The organism is Streptomyces cyaneofuscatus, assembly GCF_033109485.1.
GTDB classification, from domain to species: Bacteria; Actinomycetota; Actinomycetes; order Streptomycetales; family Streptomycetaceae; genus Streptomyces; species Streptomyces cyaneofuscatus.
The window spans coordinates 7,645,498-7,666,115 of record NZ_CP137002.1; the positions used below are offsets into that span (position 1 = coordinate 7,645,498).

The window sequence follows — 20,618 nt, forward strand, 5'->3', positions numbered from 1 at the left end:
GGAAGCTGCCCTGCGGACTGTGGCCCCCACCGGAGACGTGCCCGCGCCCGAGGCCCTGACCGGAGCCGAGCCGGCGCCCGAGGCCCTGTTCGACGACGAGTTCATCGCGGCCGGGGGACACCCGACGCATGTGCACGCCTTCCACCAGTTCCTCTACGTACCGCTGGGCCGGATCGTGGTCACTGCGCTGGGCCGCGACCACGAGCTCTCCCCGTCGGTGGCGCTCTGGATCCCCGCGGGCATCCCGCACAGCGCCCGATTCGACCCCGACTCCCTGGTGGTCCCCGAGACCTTCGAGCCGGAGCTGCACCGCCTGCCGTACTCCGAGGTGACCAGCGTCAACGTCTCCGACGCCCAGCGGCAGCTGCTCCTCAGCCGGATGCGCGCCTCTGAGGTGAGCGAGGAGGACCCGGCCGTCTTCGCAGTCCTGTGCGCCGGCCACCGTGACGTACTGCCGCTGCCCCAGCCCACCGGGCGGTCCGCCGCGACCGTGGCCGGTGAGCTGATGCGCAACCCGGGGGACCCGCGTACCGCCTCCGAGTGGGCCGAGAGCCTTTACACCAGCTCCACCAGTCTGCGCCGGGCGTTCCGCGCCGAGACGGGCCTGGCCTTCTCCGAGTGGCGGACCCGGCTGCGCCTGAACCACTCGCTCCAGCTGCTCGCCGCCGGGCACATGGTGAGCACGGTCGCCGCCAGGGTCGGCTTCGTCTCCACCAACGGCTACATCCTGGCCTTCCGCCGCTACTTCGGCGAGACGCCGGGCGCCTATGTGAAGCGCTCGGCGACTCGTACAGCCGCTTGATCCACCGCCCTACCGGCGGATCGTCACCGGATCGGTCTCCGCGTCGTTGTGCCGGCGCGCCCAGTTCTCCAGCGCCACCCGGCAGGCGTGGTCGAGATGGCGCAGGCCGCTGAGGTCCAGCTCTATGGGCTGGTCCTGCGGCAGCTGCTCCAACTGCTCCAGGATGCGGGGCAGCCGGAGGAAGGTCGCGTTGCCGGTGAGGGTCACCACGACCCGGCCGCCGGTGAGTTCGCGGGTGGAGAGCTGTACGTGGGAGGTCTCCCAGGCCGACTTGACCACGGCCAGCAGCAGCCCCAGCACCACACCCTCGAACAGGTTGGTCACCACGATGGCCAGTGCGGTGACCGCCAACAGCACGGCCTCTCCGCGGTGTTCGCGCCACAGCGGGCCGAACTCCTTCCAGGGCACCAGCTTGCATCCGGCGTGCACCAGGATCCCGGCGAGCGAGGCGAGCGGGATGATGCCGATGGCGGCGGGCAGCAGCGCCGCGAAGAGCAGCAGCCACAGCCCGTGGGCGACCCGGGAGAGCGCGGTCGTGGCCCCGGCCTGGACGTTGGCCGCGCTGCGGACGATGACGGCGGTCATCGGGAGTGCGCCGAGCGCCCCGCAGATCGTGTTGCCGACGCCCTGCGCGACCAGCTCCTTGTCGTAGTCGGTACGGGGGCCGTCGTGCATCCGGTCGATGGCCGCCGCGCTGAACAGGCTTTCGGCCGAGGCGATGAGGGCGAAGGCGAGGACCGTACCGATGACGGCCACGTTGGCCAGGTTGCCGAACTCCGCCGCACCGGGCAGGTCGATGGCGTGCAGCAGCCCGTTCACATCGGCCACCAGGGGCCGCAGCTCGGCGAGGGCGGCGACGGCGGTGGCCAGGCCGACCGCGGCGAGCGGCGCGGGCACGAGCCGTACGCGCGCGGGGAGCTTCGGCCAGATGAGCAGGACGGCGACGGTCCCGGCGCCGAGGCCGAAGGCGGTCATGGCCTCGTTGTCCGTGACGATCTCGGCGGCGAGACCGGGAAGCCCGGCCAGCTTGGCGAGGGCGGTGCCCGGCTGTTCGGTGTCGGCCATGGCGTACAGCTGGCCCAGCACGATGACCAGGCCGATGCCCGCGAGCATGCCCTGCACCACGGAGACGGAGATGGCGCGGAACCAGCGGCCGAAGCGCGCCACGCCCAGCACCACCTGGAGCAGACCGGCGGCCAGGACGATCGGGCCGAGGGTCGCGAGGCCGAACTCCGTGACCGCCTCGTAGACCAGGACGGTGAGGCCGGCGGCGGGTCCGCTGACCTGGAGCTTGCTGCCCGGCAGCATGCCGACGACCAGGCCGCCGACGATGCCGGTGACCAGACCGAGTTCGGCCGGTACGCCGGAGGCGACGGCGACGCCGAGGCAGAGGGGGAGGGCGACGAGGAAGACGACGAGTGACGCCAGCAGGTCACGTCGTGCGACGTGGGGGTTCTTGAGTTCCTTCATGGAGATCACGGGTGACGATTCCCTTGAGGGTGAGGTCCGCGCCCGGGCGGGGCCGGGGCGCGGACGAGTGGGGGGCGGGAAGCCGTCAGAGGCGGCCGCACGACGGGCCGCTCTCCGGCCGGTGAACGCTGATCGAGCCGGGGTGCACTACGCCGCGGCTCGTACGGAAAGGTCTCGGGGGCCGGGCGTAGGTGGGGAGCCCGGCCTCCTTTGCGTTCGCGGTGCCGTGCTCGGTGAAAGTCCGGGCGGGTGGGGAAAGGGACTTCATGGGTGGCCTGCCTCCTGCATCCGGCGGGGGCCGGGGAGCGGTGTGGTCGGGTCATGGTGACGAATGCGCGGATGGAATCCGTATGAATGTTCGGAGAAGAGAGTGTGTTCCACCTCGTGTTCTTCCGAACATATGACCCGCCCGGATGCGCGATCGACGTCCGGACGGATACAACTACAGCTCAGCATATAGGCCAGAACTTTGCTATCGCATTACCTTCTTGTGAAGGAACGCGAATGCGCCATTCTTGTCATTCATTCGGCTTGTTCTTTGTGATTGCGAAAGGCTTTGGGGCGGGGGCGTCAGATGCGACGGCCGTGCAGGAAGAGGTGCGGCTCGGGTGCGCCCGCCGGGTGGTCCGGGGTGAACAGCACGCTGTGCCGCTCCTCCACCGTGAACCCCGCCCCGGCCACCACGGAGGCGAACTCCTCCTCGCCGAAGCTCGACACCACCACCGGCTGCCCCATGAAGACGGCGCTCACGTCCGCTACGTCCACCGGCACGGTGGCCACCGCCAGCCGGCCCCCCGGTTTCACCGCCCGGCCCAGCCGGCCCAGCAGCCCGCTCTGCTCACCGCGCGACATCTGCAGCAGCGAGAAGTAGACGCAGACGGCGTCGAACTCCCCGTCCGCCCACGGCAGCTCCCGGATGTCGGCGCACCGGAACTCGGCGTCCGGCACCTGCCGCGCCGCCAGGGCGGTCATCACCGGGGAGACGTCGACGCCCACCACCCGGTGTCCGGCCGCGGCCAGCCGTCGCGCGGTCGGGACGCCCGTCCCGCTGCCCACGTCCAGGACCCGGCTGCCCGGCGCGAGGTGCTCAAGGAGTCGGTCCAGCGAGGCGTGGTGGGCGGCCGAACCTGCGAACGCCCGCTCGTACTCCGCGCCCAGCGCGTCGAACACCGTCGCGGCGGGGAGTGCGGAGGCCTGATGCGGGGCCGGGTCCCCGTCCGGGCGCTCCGCCGGCTGTCCCTGGTGCTCGCTCATCGGCGTGGTCCTTCCGGTGGTCCGGCGGCCGCCCCGCGGCCGTGGCCCCGCGGTCCGGGGCCGCGTCCCCAGCGTCCCCGTACGCACGCCTGAGTATGCGCGGCCGTCACCGCTGAGTACCTGCCCCGATGTTCCGCCGCCCGCCCGCTGTTCGAATGGGGTCATGGACTCCGCAGCGCAGCGCCGCCCCCACATCCAGCACGTCACCACCGCAGGCACCGCCCTCGCGGTCACGCTGCTGCCGCTGGTGGTCGGTGTGCTGCTCGCCAAGTCCATGGCGGCGGATCCGATGACCTCGGTGAACGCGCTCGTCACCAACGGCACCAACCGCCCCCGGGTCTCGCCGAAGCAGTGGCGCAGCTGCGGCGGGGACGCCCTGCGGCGCCTGCGCACCACGGAACGTCTCCGCCTCGTCCGCCGCTGACGCACGGCGGGCCCGGCTCAGCCCACCGGCTGCGCCTCGTCCGCCGACGGCCGGTCGAACTGGGTGCGGTACAGCTCCTCGTAACGCCCGCCGGCCGCGAGCAGTTCACCGTGCGTGCCGCGCTCCACGATCCGGCCCGCCTCGACGACCAGGATCTGATCGGCAGCCCGTACGGTGGAGAGCCGGTGGGCGATCACCACGGCGGTCCGCCCCTCCAGCGCCTCGGCCAGGGCCTCCTGGACGGCGGCCTCGGAGGTGGAGTCCAGGTGCGCGGTCGCCTCGTCCAGGATGACGACCCGCTGACGGGCCAGCAGCAGCCGTGCGATGGTGAGCCGCTGACGCTCACCCCCGGAGAGCCGGTACCCGCGCTCGCCGACCACCGTGTCCAGGCCCTCCGGCAGCGAGGCGATCAGCCCCTCCAGCCGGGAGCGGCGCAGGGCGTCCCAGATGTCCTCCTCGGAGGCGTCGGGCCGGGCCAGCAGCAGATTGGCGCGTACGGACTCGTGGAAGAGGTGCCCGTCCTGGGTGACCATGCCCAGCGTGTCGCGGATGGAGCCGGCGCTCAGATCGCGTACGTCGATCCCGTTCAGCCGTACGGAACCCGCGTCCGCGTCGTACAGCCTCGGCAACAGCTGCGCGATGGTCGACTTGCCCGCGCCCGAGGAGCCCACCAGGGCGATCATCTGGCCGGGTTCGGCGCGGAAGGACACGTCGTGCAGGACGGGGGTGCCGCCCCGGTTGTCCAGCGTCGCGACCTCCTCCAGCGAGGCGAGGGAGACCTTGTCCGCGGACGGGTAGCCGAACGAGACCTTCTCGAACTCGACCGAGACCTGACCCTCCGGCACCTGACGGGCGTCCGGCTTCTGTCCGATCAGCGGCTTCAGGTCCAGCACCTCGAAGACCCGCTCGAAGCTGACGAGCGCGCTCATCACCTCGACCCGGGCCCCGGCCAGCGCGGTCAGCGGGGCGTACAGCCGGGTCAGCAGCAGGGCCAGCGCCACCACGGCCCCCGGCTCCAGCGTGCCGCGCAGCGCGTAGTAGCCGCCGAGCCCGTAGACCAGGGCGAGCGCCAGGGCGGAGACCAGGGTGAGGGCGGTGATGAACGCGGACTGGGCCATGGCGGAGCGGACCCCGATGTCCCGCACCCGGCGGGCCCGCTCGGCGAATTCGGCGGACTCCAGCGACGGGCGGCCGAAGAGCTTGACGAGGGTGGCGCCGGGAGCGGAGAACCGCTCGGTCATCTGGGTGCCCATCGAGGCGTTGTGGTTGGCCGCCTCCCGCTGGAGTCCGGCCATCCTGGCCCCCATCCGGCGGGCCGGCACGACGAACACCGGGAGCAGGACCAGCGAGAGCAGCGTGATCTGCCAGGAGATCGTGAGCATCACGGCGAGCGTCAGCAGCAGGGTGACGAGGTTGGAGACCACCCCGGAGAGCGTGTTGCTGAACGCGCGCTGGGCGCCGATCACGTCGTTGTTGAGCCGGCTGACCAGGGCGCCGGTCCGGGTGCGGGTGAAGAAGGCGACCGGCATCCGCTGCACATGGTCGAAGACCGCGGTCCGCAGATCGAGGATCAGCCCCTCACCGAGGTTGGCCGACAGCCACCGGGTGAGCAGTCCCAGCCCGGCCTCGGCGACCGCGATCAGGGCGATCAGCAGGGCGAGCCGGGTGACCGTCCCGGAGTCCGCGCCCCGCACGATGGCGTCGACGACGCGCCCGGCGAGGACCGGGGTGGCCACCGCGAGCAGCGCGGTGACGGTGCTGAGCAGGAGGAACCGGTAGATGCGGGCCCTGTGCGGCCTGGCGAAGACCAGGATGCGGCGTAGCGTCGCCTTGGAGAAGGGCCGCCGGTCCTGCTCGGCGTTCATCGCACTGTGCAGTGATGTCCATGCGGTGACTTCCATGTCCATGGGGCGCTCCGAACTCTGCTGACCTGGGTGTGCGGACTGCTCAGAACGCTAGGACCTCAAGTTTGGTTGAGGTCAACAGGGCGCGCGGCACTCCGCCGGGCGCCGGCCTCCGGCCGGACGAAGAGGCGGCCACGAAGAGGTGGCCACGGAGAGAGCGAGCAAGGGGAGAAGTGGCGTGCGCATCGATCTGACGGGCAAGAACGCGGTGGTGACCGGTTCCTCGCAGGGCATCGGCCTGGCCATCGCCACCGGGCTGGCCGCGGCCGGCGCCGAGGTCGTCCTCACCGGACGCGGCCGGGAACGGCTGGACGCGGCGGCGCGGTCGCTGCGCGCCGACGTGGCGGAGGCGGCCGTCACGACGGTGGCCTGCGACCTGACCACGGAGGAGGGGGCGGCCGAGCTGTACGCGGCCGTCCCGGAGACCGACGTCCTCGTCAACAACCTCGGCATCTTCGGCTCCCGCCCGCCCCTGGAGATCACCGACGAGGAGTGGCGTACGTACTTCGACACCAACGTGCTCAGCGCGGTACGCCTCATCCGCCACTACCTGCCGTCGATGACCGGCCGGGGATGGGGCCGGGTGCTGAACATCGCCAGCGACTCCGCGATCGTCATCCCCGCCGAGATGATCCACTACGGCATGTCCAAGACCGCGCTCCTCGCCGTCTCCCGCGGTTTCGCGAAGGAGGCGGCCGGTACGGGCGTGACCGTGAACTCCGTGATCGCGGGCCCCACCCACACCGGCGGCGTCGAGGACTTCGTCTACGAGCTGGTCGACAAGGCGCTCCCCTGGGAGGAGGCGCAGCGCGAGTTCATGCGGCTGCACCGGCCGCAGTCACTGCTCCAGCGGCTCATCGAGCCCGAGGAGATCGCCGACCTGGTGGTCTACCTCAGCTCCGCCCAGGCGTCGGCGACGACCGGGGCGGCGGTACGGGTCGACGGCGGGTACATCGACTCGATCGTGCCCTGAGACCGGCTCGGCCGGTCCTTGAGACCGCCTCCGCCGTGGGGTGAGGGCGCCTCGGCCGCCGGTCCGGGCGGTGATGCCGGGCTGGCATGATCAGGGGATGAACGAGAGCATCATCGCCGCGTGTGACGGGGCGTCCAAGGGAAATCCCGGACCGGCCGCCTGGGCCTGGGTCGTCGCCGACGCGCAGGGGAGCCCGCAGCGCTGGGAGGCGGGCCCGCTGGGCGCCGCGACGAACAACGTCGCCGAGCTCACCGCCCTGGCCGAACTGCTGGAGTCCACCGATCCGGCGGTGCGCGTCGAGGTGCGGATGGACTCGCAGTACGCGATGAACGCCGTGACCAAGTGGCTGCCCGGCTGGAAGCGCAACGGCTGGAAGACCTCGGCGGGCAAGCCGGTCGCCAACCGTGAGCTGGTCACCCGCATCGACGCCCTGCTCACCGCCCGTACGGTGACGTTCCGCTATGTGCCCGCCCACCAGGTGGACGGCGACCCGCTCAACGCGCTCGCCGACCAGGCCGCCAGCGAGGCGGCGGTGGCGCAGCGCCCGGCGGGTACGGCGCACGGTGCGACCGCGCTGCCCGTACCCGCCCAGACTCGCGCCACGAAGGGGCGTAGGGAGGCGGGGGACGGCGCGGGGGAGGCGAAGGGGGCGAAGAGTGCGTCCCGGACCGGGCGGTCCGACGGCACGATCAAGGCGCGGTTCGCAGGGCGGTGTCACTGCGGGAGGACGTACGCGGCGAAGGAGCCGATCGCGAAGAACCCGAACGGCTGGGGTCACCCGGAGTGCCGTACCGCCCCTGCCTGATCACCTGGAGAGACCTGATCGTCCGGAGAGGTTCTCTCGCCCGGAGAGACCTGATCACCTGGGGGAGGCTGATCGTCCGGGGGAGTGGTGGGGTGAGTCCCGGCCCCTGCTCACGAGGGGAGCATCAGACGTCGGCCCAGACGAGCCGGCCGGCCAGCGCCGCGCGCGTGCCCCAGCGGGCCGCCAGCGCGTCCACGAGCAGGAGGCCTCTGCCGTCCTCGGCCAGACAGTCGAGTGAATCGTCGCCGTCCGGGCCGTCCGCCGGTGGAGCCGCCTCGACGGGCAGCCCCGCCGCGTCGGCCGGGGACGCCGGCGCCGGAATACGGGCCCGGCCGCGGTTCCACACGCAGATCCGGACCCCCTCGGCCGAGCGGAGAAGCCGACAGCGGATCCGGTGGGTGCTGGTGTGCTGGACTGCGTTGGTGACCAGTTCGGTCACTATCAGCGCCGCCGCCTCGATGCGTTCCGCGGGTTCTCCCCACGCGTGCATCGCCTCCTGCACCCGGTGACGGGCTTCGGGAACGCCCCCGGGCAACCGGGGGACCCACCAGCTGTGTGCACCTCTGACTCCCCCGTTTTCCGGAGCGCGTTGCGCGCAACTGACTATTTCCGACATGTATGTACTCTCGGCGCAAAGTGCATACTTTGCAAGCGACAGAGTGTCCACGGCTCCGCCCCGGGGCTCGACGAACGAGGTACGAGCATGCGACCCCGCTCCGGCCCCACGGTGCAGCACCGCGTCCTGGCCGCCCGGCTGCGGATCCTGCGGGAACAGGCGGGCGTCTCCCTCCGGGCCGCCGCCGACGCGCTGGACGCGCATCCCGCGACCGTACGGCGGATCGAGCGGGCAGAGACCGGGCTCGACGCCCGGCAGGTCGCCGAACTGCTGCGCCGCTACGGGGCTCCGCCCGACGTCGCCGAACCCATCCTGACCGGGCTCGGAGCCGCGAACCTGCCCGGCTGGTGGCACCAGTGGCGGGACGCCATGGAGAGCTGGCAGCAGGACGTCATCGGGGTCGAGTCCTCGGCCAGCCTGGTGCGCACCTGGCACCCCGCCCTCGTGCCCGAGCTGCTGCGCACCTCCGCCTACGCCGCCGGGCTGTACCGGATCCGGTACCCCGACGACACCCCCGCCCGCCGTGAGCGCCGCCTGGAGCTGCTGAGGGAGCGCCGGCGCCGGCTGAGCGAGCGCGGTGCGGCCTTGTGGGCCCTGCTCCCGGCCGCAGCCCTGCACACCCGGGTGGGCGACGCGGAGACCATGGCCGGGCAGCGCCGAGCGCTGGCCGAGGCGATGGAGCAGCAGCACATCACCGTCCAGGTGGTGCCGCTGGACCACCCGCCGCACGCCCTGACCGCCATGCCGCCCCTGCACCTGCTGCGCGTGCCCGCCCCGGAGATCGGCGACCAGGCGGTCCTGGAGACGCCCGGGGTCCGCGTCGACCTCATCGACGACCCGGACGCCGTGATGGCCCACCGCATCCGGCTCGACGCCGCGTGTGCCGCCGCCCCGCCGCCGGGGACCCCGCTGCCGCTCTGACACCCGGCCCCGGGGCCCGGACGCGCCCCGCCGGGATGCGGCGCGTGCCCCGGCCGTACAGCGTGGGGGAGTGGTGCAGCCGCGCAGGGCCCAGTGGATCCCGGTCGGGGTCATCGTGCTGGCCGTCGTCCTCGATCTGGCGACCCCGAGGGACGTGACCTTCGCGCCCCTGCTGCTGGCCGCGCCCGTCGCCTCCGCACCCCTGCTGCCGCTGCCCGGCATCATCGCGATCGGAGCCCTGTCGATGGCCGTCCACACGGCCCTCGCCTGGTTCGACGGCACCTTCGGCTGGAAACAGGGGGTGGCCAACCAGCTCACCCTTCTGGCCGTAACCGTCCTCGCCGTTCTCATCAACCGCGCCCTGGAGGGCCAGAGTGCCCGGACGCGGCGGGCCCGCCAGGTCGCCGCCGTGGCCCAGGCCGCCGTCCTGCCCCTCCCGCCGTCCCGGCTGGGTGACCTCAGGATCGCGGCCCGGTACATCCCCGCCGAGGACGAGGCCATGATCGGCGGCGACCTCTACGTCGTCCAGGAGACCCCGCACGGGGTGCGCGTCATGGTCGGGGACGTCCGGGGCAAGGGGCTGGGCGCGGTCCGCGCGGTCTGCGCGGACCTGGGGGCCTTCCGGTTCGCCGCCGACCAGGCGGAGGACCTGCCCGGCCTGGTGACCGCGCTGGAGGGGGCCCTGCTGCGCGAGGGCGGGCGGCGGGGCGGCCAGGAGGAGGACGAGGGGTTCACCACGGCGCTGATCGCCGAGTTCACCGCGGGCCTGGACGCCGTACGGATCGTCAACCGCGGCCATCCGCCACCGGTGCTGCTGGACGCCGCGGGCACGGCCACCGTCCTCGAACCGTCCCAGGAGGCGCCCCCGCTCGGGATGGCGGCCCTGGGCACCTATGCGTTCCCGGTCGACACGTTCCCCTTCCCGCCCGGCTCCACGCTCCTGTGCTACACCGACGGCGTCACCGAGGCCCGCGACGAGGCCGGGGTCTTCTACGACGCGGCCGTACGGCTGCCCCGCCTCCTGCGCCACCGCTCCCTCGTCGGCGACCCGCCGGCCCCCGCGCAGATCCTCCAGCTGCTGATCGAGGACGTCGGGCGGCACACCGGCGGCCGGGTCCAGGACGACCAGGCCCTCCTCGCCCTGCACCGCCCCGCCCCGGAAGCCACAGCGGTTCTCCGGCGGCCACGTGTTTGAGGTGCCGATCGTCGGTCACCCGGACGTTACGGCCGTACGGCAGGCGCCTACGGCACCCATCCGAGACCGGGAGTGAGCAGCATGGAGAACTGGCGCACGCACGCGGCCTGCCGCGAGGAGGACCCGGACCTGTTCTTCCCCATCGGGACGTCCGGCCCCGCCGTCGTCCAGGCCGCGGAGGCCAAGGCCGTCTGCCGGACCTGCCCGGTCCAGGCCCAGTGCCTGGAATGGGCCCTGGAGAACGGGCAGGACTCCGGCGTCTGGGGAGGTCTCGCCGAGGACGAACGGCGCGCGCTGAAGCGCCGGAACCGCCGGCGTACCGGGAACACCGCCCGCTGACTTGCCCGTAACGCCGTCAGCGGCGGCCGATTGGGTAGACGATGAGCCATGGACACCACCGTTTGGCTCGTTGTCGCCGCCGTCGCCGCACTGATCATGCTGGCCCTGGCCGCCGTACTGCTGGTGCGCGTCTTCAAGGCCAGGAAGCTCCTGGTCGACGCCGGGATCCCACTGCGCAACAAGGCCCTCGTCTGGGCGGCCGTCGTCTACACCGTCTCCCCGGTGGACCTGCTGCCCGACCCCGTCTACCTCGACGACATCGGGTTCCTGCTGCTGGCCCTGCGCTCGCTGCACTCCGCCGCATCGGCGGCCGGCCTGGGACGGGCCAAGGGGGCCGGTGCCCCGGTGGAGATTCCGAACCTGGACAAGACGGTGAAGCCCCGGCCGGACGCGGTGCGTTAGGCGTTCGTGTGCGCTAGGAGCTGGGCTGTTGCTCCTGGGGTTGTTGCTGCTCCTGCGGCTGCTGTTCCTGAGGCTGCTCCTCCTGCGGCGCGGGCTGGGTGTCCGGCTCGGGCTGGGGCGGGTCGTCCGGGGGCGGGGTGTCGGCCTCGGGCTCGGGCGGCGTCGTCACCTCGTCGTCAGGGGGAGTCGTGGTGCCGTCGTCCGGCTTGGGCGTATCGTCGCGCGGGGGCGGGACCTCACCCGGGCTCGGAGGGCAGGACCGGTTCCCGTCGTCGCCGGACCCCGGCGGGCAGGACTCGGGCGGATCGCTCTTCTTGTCCTTGTCGCCGGTGTCTCCCGCCGGACGGGTGAACCAGTCACCGTTCGCGGGATCGACCATCACGAACTCGTCCACCGGCTTCGACGCCGGCTGCACGACGACCACGTCCGACGCCCAGTATCCCGGCCAGGCCTTCCCCGTCTGCTTGGGGTCCTCCTGGGCGACGGGCGGCAGCAGCGGATTGCCGCAGGCGCACCGCACCCGGGGCACCCCGCGGCCGTCGACGAGCACCGCCGTACCGGCCTGGAGCACCGCCTGATAGGGCGTCGCCTTCCCGTCCCGGAAGCCGTGGTTGGTCACGCGGGTGTCCATACGCAGCTGTACGGGGGTGAGGGAGCGCAGATAGTCCGGTACGGCGGACGGCTCGATGTCCTGGACCGAGGCGAACGCCCGGTTCTTGTCCGGAGCCGCCCGCAACGTGCTGATCTGCTTCTCCACATCGCAGCTCGCGACCTTGCGGGTGCCCCCGTAGAGGCCGGGCGCCGCGCCGTCCACCCCGCGCGTCACCTGCGCCCCCGTGGCCGAGGCGCTCGGGACCGCGGACGAGGAGGCGGTCCCCGGCTCCGTGTCACTCTTGCGCGCCGTGGACTCCGTGAACGGGTCCGGTCCTGAGGAGCCCGCCGCCTGGAGGAACACCTCGCCGCCCGCCTTCGAGCCGCTGCCGCCGCCGTAGTCCGGACGGGTCAGGAACACGACCAGCGCCACCGCCACGACCACGGCCGCCGTGATCGCGGCGATCCGGGGTACGGGCCGCCACCAGGGGCGCCCGGGACCGGAGCCGGGGGCGGCACCGGAGCCGCCTCCCGCACCGCTACCCGAACCGGAGCCGCCGCCTGCTCCGCCGCCCGGACCGCTCCCCGGACCGCCTCCCGCACCGCCGGAGTCTCCCGGCCCGCCCCGGCCGCCGCCGGAATCCCCGGAGCTGCCCGAACCGCCCCGGTCCGCGCCGCTCGGCGGACCGGGCGGTGTGCCGGACACCGTGGTGGGAGGCGGGGGCGTCGGGCCCGACTGGGAGGGGCCCGAGAGCGGACCCGAGGGCGGTCCTGTGGGGCGGCCGGACGACGGCGGTTGATCACTCACGGGCTCTGCTCCCCGAGGTCGGGACCCGCCTCGGATCCCCGCTTCCCCAACTGGGGCAGATCTGGGCAATCCGGGCCTTGTCGCACTCATTGTGTGTACCGCCCGCGTGCTCCCCGCAAGCGGAGGGAGGGACCGATTCCCCGGGGAGCGCGGCGCCGGACCACTGCTTAGCGTGGCAGCGTGAACGTCCGGGCGAGCAACGACAGGAACAGCGCGACACGCGCACCGCACGGCTGGCGCGACGCCCTCGTGGCGGTGCTGGCCGGAACCCTGGCCATGCTGGTGACGGCCGCCCTCGGCCTGTGGGCCGCCGGCGCTGCCGGGCTGCCCGGCGGTGCCTTCCCCCGTGTGGTCGCGGCCGTCGTCGTGATGGCGGTGGGCGGTTCCGTCGGGCTGGCGGGCGACGCCGGTTCCCTCGTGGGGGCGCAGGCGGGCCTCTCGGTGCTCCCGCTCTCGGTGACCCTGGCCGGCGCGCTGCCCATCGCCTACGGGTTCCTCCGCCCCCTGCGCCACCGGGCCGTCGCCGGAGGCCGCGAACTGGCGGGCTGGGCGGGCCGGGTCGCCGCCCTCTGGGCCGTGGTGCTGATCGTCCTCTCGCTCCTGGCCCGGCACACGTTCACCCTCCCGGCCGAAAGCCTCACCGGTGACGGCAGCGGCGACGGCACCGGGGACGCCTTCGGAGACGTACTGGGTGACTCGGCGCGGGTCGGATTCCGGGCCGACATCCCGTTGACCGTCGTCATCGGCCTGGTGTGGCTGGCGGGTGTCCTCGTGCTGGCGCTCCTCGTCTCGCGCCGGGCGCCCCTCCCGGCCCGGCTGGTGCGCTTCCAGGAGACCGTGCGCCCGGCGGCGTCCGCCATGGTGGCGCTGCTCCTGGCCTCCGTCGCCCTCGGCGTCGTCGCCGGACTCGTCGTGATGGTGGTGCGCGGACATCCCGCCCAGACCCTCGCGGTGATCCTCCTCGGCCTGCCCAACCTGGTCTGGCTCGCGCTCACCCTGGGCCTCGGCGCCTCCTGGGAGGGCAAGGTGCAGGGCCCCTTCGGCCTGCCGATGCCCCAGGTGCTCGACTCCGTACTCCGTACGCCGGACCTGTCCACGGTCAACCTGCGCACCCTGGCCGACCAGGACGGGCGCGTGTGGTGGCTGCTCGTCGTCACCGCCCTCCTCGTGCTCGGCGCCGCGTTCCTCATGGCCGTCCGGTCGCCCGCCCGCATGCGGCCCTGGCAGCACGCCCTGCACCTGGCGGTCGCGCTCACCCTGACCGTGCTGCTCATCGGCCTGACCGCGGCAGTCTCCGCCCGGTACGGTCTGTCCCTCCTGGGCATCGGGGACCTCGGCGGCGGTCTCGGCGGCGAGGTCTCGCTGCGTCCGAAGCTGTTGACCGCGCTCGGCATCGCCTTCCTGTGGGGCCTGGTCGCCGGATTCCTGGGCGGGCTGGCCGCCTCCCGGGTGCACCGGCGCCACGGCGAGGTACCGCCGGACGAGACCTAGGCCTCCGGAAACACCGGGCGGGCCCAGCGCGGCGGCCGGGGCGGCGGCTCGGGCGTCGCCGACCAGGAACCGGCCCGCGCGTCCACCCGGGTCGGCGCATGGTGCCCGGCCGGAACCCCCGACGACGCGGCCCGCAACGCCGCCACGAACCGCAGACAGGTGTCATAACGGTCGTCCGGCGACTTGGACAGCGCCTTCGCCAGTACGCCGTCCACCGCGCCCGGCAGGTCCGGCCGCTGCCCGGTCGGCGGAGGCGGCGGATCGTACTGGTGGGCCCAGAGCAGGGCCATGTCGTCGTCCCGCTGGAAGGGCGGCGCCCCGGTGAGGGTCTCCTGCACCACGCACGCCAGGCTGTACACATCGCACCGGCCGTCCACGGGCTTCCCCGAGATCTGCTCCGGCGCCACGTAGTCGAGCGTCCCGACGAACTGGCCGACCGTGGTGAACCCCGTCAGCGACAGCGACTTCTTCGTCAGCCCGAAGTCCGTCAGATACACATGCTCCGGGTGGTCGCTGTCGGTCCCCGCCGCCACCAGGATGTTGCCCGGCTTCACATCGCGGTGCACCAGATCGTGGTCGTGCGCCGCGTCCAGCGCGGACGCGACCTGCCCGCCGATCCGGACGGCGGCGGTGAGATCGAGCGGCCCGCGCCGGTCGATCAGCACGCGCAGGTCGGCGCCCGCCACGTAGCGCATGGCGATGTAGAGGAGCCCGTCCGTCTCACCGGCCTCGAAGACCGGCACGATGTGGGGGTGGTCGATCGCGGCCGCCACCCGCGACTCATGGGTGAACCGCTGGCGGAAGGTGTCGTTGCGGGCCAGTTCCGGGGCGAGCAGCTTGAGCGCGACGGTCCGGTCCAGCCGCAGGTCCTTGGCCCGGTAGACGACCGCCATGCCTCCGCGGCCGACCTCGGCCTCCACCAGATAGCCCGCGATCCGCTTGCCGATCAGCTCGTCGTCCCGGCCGGCCGGCAGCCCGGCGTTGTGCGACGGGGGAGGCGGCGGAGGTGCCACGGCCCGTCACCCCCCGCCGTCCCGCGCATCGTCGGGAGTGACGACGCGCGTCGGCTCGGGCGCCATCAGCCGGGTGGGTTCGGGTCCGTCGGGGGTCACGACCTGGGTGGGCTCGGGTCCGTCGGGCGTCACCACCTGAGTCGGTTCGGGTCCGTCGGGGGGCACCGCCGTCCCCGACCCCGGCCCCGACTCCGCCGCGTACGTACTGAGCTGTTTCCCGTCGCAGAAGACCCACCGCTCGTGCTCGGCGTCGTACAGCCACACCGACTCCCCGTCCACGACCATCCCCACCCGCATCCCCCGCGTCCGCTGCTGGAAGCCCTCCCCGTCGCTGCGGCCCTCGGCCAGATCCTGGGCGGCGCGCCGGTACTGGTTGAGGGCCTCCTCCGCCCGGGCCAGCAGGGGGCGCGGGTCCGCCGTGCGGGCGAGCGGCTGACCGGGGGCCGGGGGAGTGCGCGGTACGGAGACGAGGAGCCGCCCGTCGACCCAGGCCGCCCAGCCGTTGGAGCAGATCACATACGCCCAGTCCCCGCGCCGCTCGGCCAGCTGCACCGGCAGCAGGGCGTCGAGCGGGTCGGTGGGCCGGGCGACATCGGGCGCCTCCCAGGCGGGCAGGCCGTCCGGGGGGATGACATGGGTGGGGCGGAATTCCGGGGCCGGGGTCGCCATGGGACCGCCTTACTTCCGCATGACCGCGGGCTCATGGCGCCGCAGCAGCTTCGCGACGACGTAGCCGAAGAGGGCGGAGAGGACGACCAGCATGCCCATGTTGAGCAGCCAGACCCCCGCGGAGTGGCCGAAGAGCGGGTCGGACGTGAGCTCGCCCGGCACGATCCGGGCCAGATCGATCGTGCCGGCCATCGCACCCAGCGCCCACCGCGACGGGACCAGCCAGGACAGCTGCTCAAGCCCGGGCACCCCGTTCAGCTTCAGCAGGGCCCCGCAGAACACCACTTGGACGATGGCGAGGAGGACGAGCAGCGGCATCGTGACCTCCTCCTTGCGCACCAGGGCGGAGACCAGCAGGCCGAGCATCATCGCGGTGAAGGACAACAGGGCGACGGCCAGGGTGATTTCGACGAGCGGTGGCAGGAACACACCTTCGCCACCTGGTGCGTTGAGGTCGACGCCCACCAGCCCCACCAGGGTCAGCACGATGGCCTGGAGGATGGTGATGGTGCCGAGCACCACGATCTTCGACATCAGGTACGCGGATCTGGAGAGGCCGACGGCTCTCTCGCGCTGGTAGATCACCCGCTCCTTGACCAGTTCCCGTACGGCGTTGGCAGCCCCGGTCAGCACGCCGCCCACACACAGGATGAGCAGCGCGTTCATCGCCGTCTCCTGGGTGAGCCTGCTGCCCGCCAGGGCGCGGGCCATCGCGCCCATGACGAAGGGCAGCGCGATCATGATGATCAGGAACGTGCGGTCGGCGGCGAGCGCGGAGGCGTACCGGCGGACCAGAGTGCCCAGCTGCGCACCCCAGTTACGGGTCTTCGGCGGCGGGGCGACGGACGCCCCGGGCGAGGCCTGGGGGAGCTGGGGCTGCGCCGAGGCGTTCACGATGTACTGCCGGTGGAACGGCGAGTCCGCGTAGGTGGCCGCCCAGTCCCGGTCCCGGTCGTTCTCGAAGGCCTCGAACGCCTCGGGCCACTCGGAGAAACCGAAGAACGCGAGGGCGTCCTCGGGCGGTCCGTAGTAGGCGATGCGGCCGCCGGGCGCGAGGACGAGGAGCCGGTCGCAGACCTCCAGGCTCAGCACGCTGTGTGTGACGACGACGACCGTACGGCCGTCGTCGGCGAGGCCGCGCAGCATGTGCATGACGGAGCGGTCCATCCCCGGGTCGAGCCCCGAGGTCGGTTCGTCCAGGAAGAGCAGCGAGGGCTTCGTCAGCAGCTCCAGGGCCACGCTCACGCGCTTGCGCTGACCGCCGGAGAGACTGTGGATGGGCTGGTTCGCCCGTTGTTCCAGGCCGAGTTCATGGATGACTTCGGAGACGCGGGCCTGCCGCTCCTCCTTCGCCGTGTCCTGCGGGAAGCGGAGCTCGGCGGCGTACCCGAGGGCTTTGCGTACGGTCAGCTGGGAGTGGAGGATGTCGTCCTGCGGGACGAGGCCGATGCGCTGGCGCAGCTCGGCGAAGTCGCGGTAGAGGTCACGGCCGTCGTACAGGACGGTGCCGGTGTCGGCCGGGCGCAGTCCGGTGAGGGCGTTGAGCAGTGTCGACTTCCCGGCGCCGCTGGGCCCGACGACGCCGAGCAGGCACTTCTCGCCGACGGGGAAGGAGACTCCGTCCAGCAGCGTCTTGCCGCCCTTGCCCGCCTTGCCGACGGTGACCTCCAGGTCCTGGACGTCCAGCGACACCTCACCGGTGTCCACGAACTCCTGGAGCACCTCGCCGACGAGGCTGAACGCGGAGTGGCCGATACCGACGATGTCACCGGCGCCGACGACGGCCCGGGCGACGGGTTGTCCGTTGAGGAAGGTGCCGTTGTGGCTGCCGAGGTCGACGATCTCGTGCCGGCCGTCGGGGAGCGCCCGCAGCTCGGCATGGTGCCGGGAGACCGCGAGGTCGTCGATGACGAGGTCGTTGCCGGCGTCGCGGCCGATGCGCACGGTCTTCGCGGGCAGCGGCCGTACGGTGGTCGGCTGCCGGAAGGTGCCGGTGGCGGCGGGCATCGAGACGGCGGAGGGCCGGTCGGCTGCGGCGGGACGTCCGGGAGGCTCCCGGCCTTGGAGGACGGCGCGTGGGCCGTCGCTCGGGTTGCCGAAGTGGATGACGCTGCCGGCGCCGACGTCCGACTCGTGGATGCGGTGACCGCCGGTGTACGTGCCGTTGGTGCTGTCCTCGTCCTGGAGCATCCAGTGACCGTCCTCGGGGTGGAGGACCGCGTGGTGCCAGGAGACCCGGGCGTCGTCGATGACGATGTCGCTCTCGGGGTCGCGCCCGACATGGTAGTCCCGGCTCGGACTCATCACCGTGGAGCCGATATCGGTCTCCAGGACGAGCTCGGGCGCTGTCGGCGCTGCGGGCCGCTCTGCCATGTTCGAATTCTATCGAGACGTCACGATGGGCGCCCGTTGCGGCCGGGGGGCCGTCGCAGCCGGAGGGGAGAGGGTCCCGGAGGGGTGGAGGCAGAGGCAGGGGTCAGCGGAGCACGGTGGCGAGGATGACCTTCCCGCCGTCCGCCGACTCGCGGACCGTGAGCTCCTGGGACAGCCGCTGGACCATCGGCCAGCCGAAGCCGCCGGTGCGGCCCGTCAGGTCGGGCGTGCGGTCCTGCGGGTGGGCGGGGCTCGGATCGGCGACCCGGACATGGACGCCCGTACGGTCCGCGGTCAGCCGGAGCGCGGTGACGGCTCCGGCGTGCCGTACGGCGTTGGTGACCAGCTCGGTCACGAGGAGCAGCAGGTTCTGCACCACGTGCGCGGCCGGCGCCGGGTGGAGCCGTGCGATGAAGCTGCTGACCGCGTCCCGTGCGTCGGCGGCCCTCTCCGGCCGGCAGACGTAGTCCGTGCGGGTCTCCCCGTCCGGCGAAAGTGTCATCAGCATGCGGTCGTTCATGGCGGTCACCCCGTCGCGTGAGCTTTCTGTGTCAGCTCACGTACCCCCGGATCCGTCTTTCATGAGGAGGAGCCGTGGGAGGCCGGCGGCCGCAGATTCGTCAGCCCGTTGCCGCTCAGTGCCGGTCATGTGAGGACGAGCGGCCGGTCCGCTCCGTACCTTCTGGTCCCGTCAGGTGCGACATGCCGGCCCATGGGAGGCATGAGCCGCTATCCGGTCCCATTTCACGACGGTCGTGAGCCGCCCTGATGGCGAGAATACATATGGCTGGAATTTTGAGGGCCGGATGAAGCATCAGGCGAAAGATCGAGAGCGGTTCCGAAAATGTTCCTTCGGCGGTGATCAACGTCGATGATCCTTTCTCTCCTCGATCCGAAGGGGTGAGGTCGGGCAGGGTCGTTGAGCTGGTCCTCCGTTCCGTTTCGGACGGTAGCGGAAGTGATCGACTCCCGTATGGCAGAGAGGCATTGATGGCTTCTTTCGGCCATAAGGAGATTGCCTCGTGTGGCGCGGGACTGCTCGGGCAGACGAAGCCCGGCACACCACCAGCGAGTGCAGAAGAATTTGCTTCTTTGCCGTTGTTTTCCTTGCGGTGAATCCGGACCTGTGGGAGACGAGAAATGTTCCAGCGTGTTCACCGGCTTCAGCCGCACGCCGTCGGCTTATCCGTCTTCCGCGCCCGCAGCGACCTCGGCCGGGGTGACGGCTGATGTCGGAAGAGACCGAAAAGGCATCCCCCGGTCAGGCGGAGGAAGCGCCGAGAAGCCTGTGGCGCAGTCGTGACTTCCTGACCTTCTGGTCCGGTGAGGCGTTCTCCCTGTTCGGCGCGCAGATCACCAATCTGGCGCTGCCACTGACGGCGCTGCTCGTGTATGACGCCACACCTCAGCAGATGGGGCTCCTCAGCTTTCTCCAGCTGTCCCCCTATCTCTTCCTCTCCCTCGTCTTCGGGGTCCTGGTCGACCGGAACCGGCGCAAGCCGCTGATGCTCACGGCCAACGCGATCCGGATGGTTCTGATCGCCTCGGTCCCCTTGCTGTCGGCCCTGCACCTGCTCTCCATCGAGGGGCTGCTGATCATCGCCTGTCTGGTGGGCACCTGCTCCGTGCTCTTCGACGTCAGCTGGATGTCCTTCGTACCGACACTCGTCAAGGACCGGCGGCTCTACGTCGAGGCGAACCAGAAGCTCGGCGTCACCCAGTCCACCTCGGACGTGGCCGGTCCCGGCGCGGCAGGCCTCCTGGTCGGCTGGCTCGGGCCGCCCACCGCGCTGATCCTGGACGCCGTCTCCTACCTGGCCTCGCTGGTCAGCCTCCTGGCGATCCGGATCAAGGAACCGCGTCCGGCCCGTACGCGTGCCGAACGGCACCTGGGCCGCGAGCTCAAGGAGGGGGTGAACTGGGTGTTCGGGCACCGTCTCCTGCGTCCCCTGGCTCTGCTCGCCCCCTTCACCAACTTCTCGCTGACCAGCGTCTCCACGCTCTTCCTCCTCTACGGTGTCCGTGAGAAGGGCCTGAGCCCGCAGGTCATCGGCCTGGTCTACTCGGTCTCCTCCGTCGGAGCCCTCCTGGGGGCGCTCGGCTCGGCCGCGATCATCCGCCGCTACCCCACCGGACTGATCTACGGTGCCGCCCTGACCGGCATCTACGCCGGCCCGCTCCTGCTGATCTTCGCCGGCGGGCCGAGGCCCCTGATGATCGCCACCTTCATCCTCTCGCTGCTCATCAGCTACTTCGGCAGCGGCCTCTCGAACGTCGTTCAGCTGACATTGCGTCAGACGCTCACCCCGCAGTCCTTGATGGGCAGGATGAACGCGGCCTTCCGCACCCTGCTGTTCGGCGGTGGAGCACTGGGCGGGCTCTGCGGCGGGCTGCTGGGCGGAGCCCTCGGGCTCCGCAACGGCCTGGTCGTCCTGGTGATCTGCTCGGCGGCGATGGTCGTCCCGCTGCTCCTGTCTCCCGTCCTCCGACTGCGCGCCATGCCCGATCCCGCGAAGGAGACCGCCACCGTGGCCCCTTAGGCCCGCCTCCTCCCAGGACGATCTCGTT

19 protein-coding genes are annotated in these 20,618 nt (G+C 72.0%); 10 read left to right on the forward strand and 9 right to left on the reverse strand.

Annotated features, from left to right (window positions below; all coding sequences use genetic code 11):
* Window positions 1-19 precede the first annotated feature (19 nt).
* Window positions 20-802, forward strand: coding sequence for a helix-turn-helix transcriptional regulator (locus R2B67_RS33875; protein WP_317824011.1), 783 nt, complete (start codon window positions 20-22; stop codon window positions 800-802).
* A 9-nt stretch (window positions 803-811) separates the two neighbouring features.
* Here R2B67_RS33875 and R2B67_RS33880 read toward each other — a convergent pair whose 3' ends face one another.
* Together R2B67_RS33880 and R2B67_RS33885 are read right to left on the reverse strand one after the other, a co-directional pair.
* Window positions 812-2,281 carry a SulP family inorganic anion transporter gene (locus R2B67_RS33880; protein ID WP_317824013.1) on the reverse strand — a complete coding sequence of 490 codons (1,470 nt, stop codon included), beginning with the start codon at window positions 2,279-2,281 and terminating at the stop codon, window positions 812-814.
* Window positions 2,282-2,842: 561 nt separating this feature from the next.
* Entirely contained in the window at window positions 2,843-3,526 is a 684-nt protein-coding gene (locus tag R2B67_RS33885; protein ID WP_317824020.1) for a class I SAM-dependent methyltransferase, read from the reverse strand.
* A 163-nt stretch (window positions 3,527-3,689) separates the two neighbouring features.
* Between R2B67_RS33885 and R2B67_RS33890 the strand changes: the two genes are divergently transcribed.
* The gene (locus R2B67_RS33890) at window positions 3,690-3,950 is read left to right on the forward strand and encodes a hypothetical protein (protein WP_018514850.1); all 261 of its coding nucleotides are present in this window, start codon (window positions 3,690-3,692) and stop codon (window positions 3,948-3,950) included.
* A 17-nt stretch (window positions 3,951-3,967) separates the two neighbouring features.
* Here the strand turns inward: R2B67_RS33890 and R2B67_RS33895 are convergent, their stop codons facing one another.
* Complete coding sequence (locus R2B67_RS33895; RefSeq protein WP_317824034.1) at window positions 3,968-5,857, reverse strand: ABC transporter ATP-binding protein; 1,890 nt, start codon at window positions 5,855-5,857, stop codon at window positions 3,968-3,970.
* A 175-nt stretch (window positions 5,858-6,032) separates the two neighbouring features.
* On the opposite strand from R2B67_RS33895, the gene R2B67_RS33900 reads away from it, so the two are divergent.
* A complete protein-coding gene (locus R2B67_RS33900; protein WP_317824042.1) occupies window positions 6,033-6,827 on the forward strand; it encodes an SDR family NAD(P)-dependent oxidoreductase in 795 nt (264 codons plus the stop codon).
* 97 nt (window positions 6,828-6,924) lie between these two features.
* Complete coding sequence (locus R2B67_RS33905) at window positions 6,925-7,632, forward strand: ribonuclease H family protein (RefSeq protein ID WP_317824049.1); 708 nt, start codon at window positions 6,925-6,927, stop codon at window positions 7,630-7,632.
* Window positions 7,633-7,756: 124 nt separating this feature from the next.
* Here the strand turns inward: R2B67_RS33905 and R2B67_RS33910 are convergent, their stop codons facing one another.
* Window positions 7,757-8,167, reverse strand: a complete 411-nt coding sequence (locus R2B67_RS33910) for an ATP-binding protein (RefSeq protein ID WP_317824056.1) — start codon at window positions 8,165-8,167, stop codon at window positions 7,757-7,759.
* A gap of 168 nt (window positions 8,168-8,335) precedes the next feature.
* On the opposite strand from R2B67_RS33910, the gene R2B67_RS33915 reads away from it, so the two are divergent.
* The 4 genes from R2B67_RS33915 to R2B67_RS33930 all read left to right on the forward strand — a co-directional run bounded on the left by R2B67_RS33915 (window position 8,336) and on the right by R2B67_RS33930 (window position 11,105).
* The gene (locus tag R2B67_RS33915; protein ID WP_317824063.1) at window positions 8,336-9,169 is read left to right on the forward strand and encodes a Scr1 family TA system antitoxin-like transcriptional regulator; all 834 of its coding nucleotides are present in this window, start codon (window positions 8,336-8,338) and stop codon (window positions 9,167-9,169) included.
* A gap of 70 nt (window positions 9,170-9,239) precedes the next feature.
* On the forward strand, window positions 9,240-10,364 hold the full coding sequence (locus R2B67_RS33920; RefSeq protein ID WP_317824069.1) for a PP2C family protein-serine/threonine phosphatase: 1,125 nt from the start codon (window positions 9,240-9,242) through the stop codon (window positions 10,362-10,364).
* Between the two features lie 81 nt (window positions 10,365-10,445).
* Window positions 10,446-10,703, forward strand: coding sequence for a WhiB family transcriptional regulator (locus tag R2B67_RS33925; RefSeq protein WP_317824076.1), 258 nt, complete (start codon window positions 10,446-10,448; stop codon window positions 10,701-10,703).
* Between the two features lie 48 nt (window positions 10,704-10,751).
* Window positions 10,752-11,105: a YkvA family protein gene (locus R2B67_RS33930; RefSeq protein WP_018514858.1), complete on the forward strand. Its 354-nt coding sequence runs from the start codon at window positions 10,752-10,754 to the stop codon at window positions 11,103-11,105.
* A gap of 13 nt (window positions 11,106-11,118) precedes the next feature.
* On the opposite strand, the gene R2B67_RS33935 is transcribed toward R2B67_RS33930, so the two are convergent.
* Window positions 11,119-12,504, reverse strand: coding sequence for a DUF6777 domain-containing protein (locus R2B67_RS33935; protein ID WP_317824089.1), 1,386 nt, complete (start codon window positions 12,502-12,504; stop codon window positions 11,119-11,121).
* Window positions 12,505-12,684: 180 nt separating this feature from the next.
* Between R2B67_RS33935 and R2B67_RS33940 the strand changes: the two genes are divergently transcribed.
* Window positions 12,685-13,995, forward strand: a complete 1,311-nt coding sequence (locus R2B67_RS33940; protein WP_317824091.1) for a streptophobe family protein — start codon at window positions 12,685-12,687, stop codon at window positions 13,993-13,995.
* On the opposite strand, the gene R2B67_RS33945 is transcribed toward R2B67_RS33940, so the two are convergent.
* From R2B67_RS33945 to R2B67_RS33960, 4 genes are all read right to left on the reverse strand, one after another.
* The gene (locus R2B67_RS33945) at window positions 13,992-15,008 is read right to left on the reverse strand and encodes a serine/threonine-protein kinase (RefSeq protein ID WP_317824093.1); all 1,017 of its coding nucleotides are present in this window, start codon (window positions 15,006-15,008) and stop codon (window positions 13,992-13,994) included. The genes R2B67_RS33940 and R2B67_RS33945 overlap by 4 nt on opposite strands.
* Before the next feature lie 6 nt (window positions 15,009-15,014).
* Window positions 15,015-15,677, reverse strand: a complete 663-nt coding sequence (locus R2B67_RS33950) for a hypothetical protein (RefSeq protein WP_317824095.1) — start codon at window positions 15,675-15,677, stop codon at window positions 15,015-15,017.
* A 9-nt stretch (window positions 15,678-15,686) separates the two neighbouring features.
* Window positions 15,687-18,050 carry an FHA domain-containing protein gene (locus tag R2B67_RS33955; RefSeq protein WP_317824097.1) on the reverse strand — a complete coding sequence of 788 codons (2,364 nt, stop codon included), beginning with the start codon at window positions 18,048-18,050 and terminating at the stop codon, window positions 15,687-15,689.
* Between the two features lie 103 nt (window positions 18,051-18,153).
* The gene (locus R2B67_RS33960; protein ID WP_026241989.1) at window positions 18,154-18,570 is read right to left on the reverse strand and encodes an ATP-binding protein; all 417 of its coding nucleotides are present in this window, start codon (window positions 18,568-18,570) and stop codon (window positions 18,154-18,156) included.
* A gap of 709 nt (window positions 18,571-19,279) precedes the next feature.
* Between R2B67_RS33960 and R2B67_RS33965 the strand changes: the two genes are divergently transcribed.
* Entirely contained in the window at window positions 19,280-20,590 is a 1,311-nt protein-coding gene (locus tag R2B67_RS33965; RefSeq protein WP_317824101.1) for an MFS transporter, read from the forward strand.
* Window positions 20,591-20,618 lie beyond the last annotated feature (28 nt).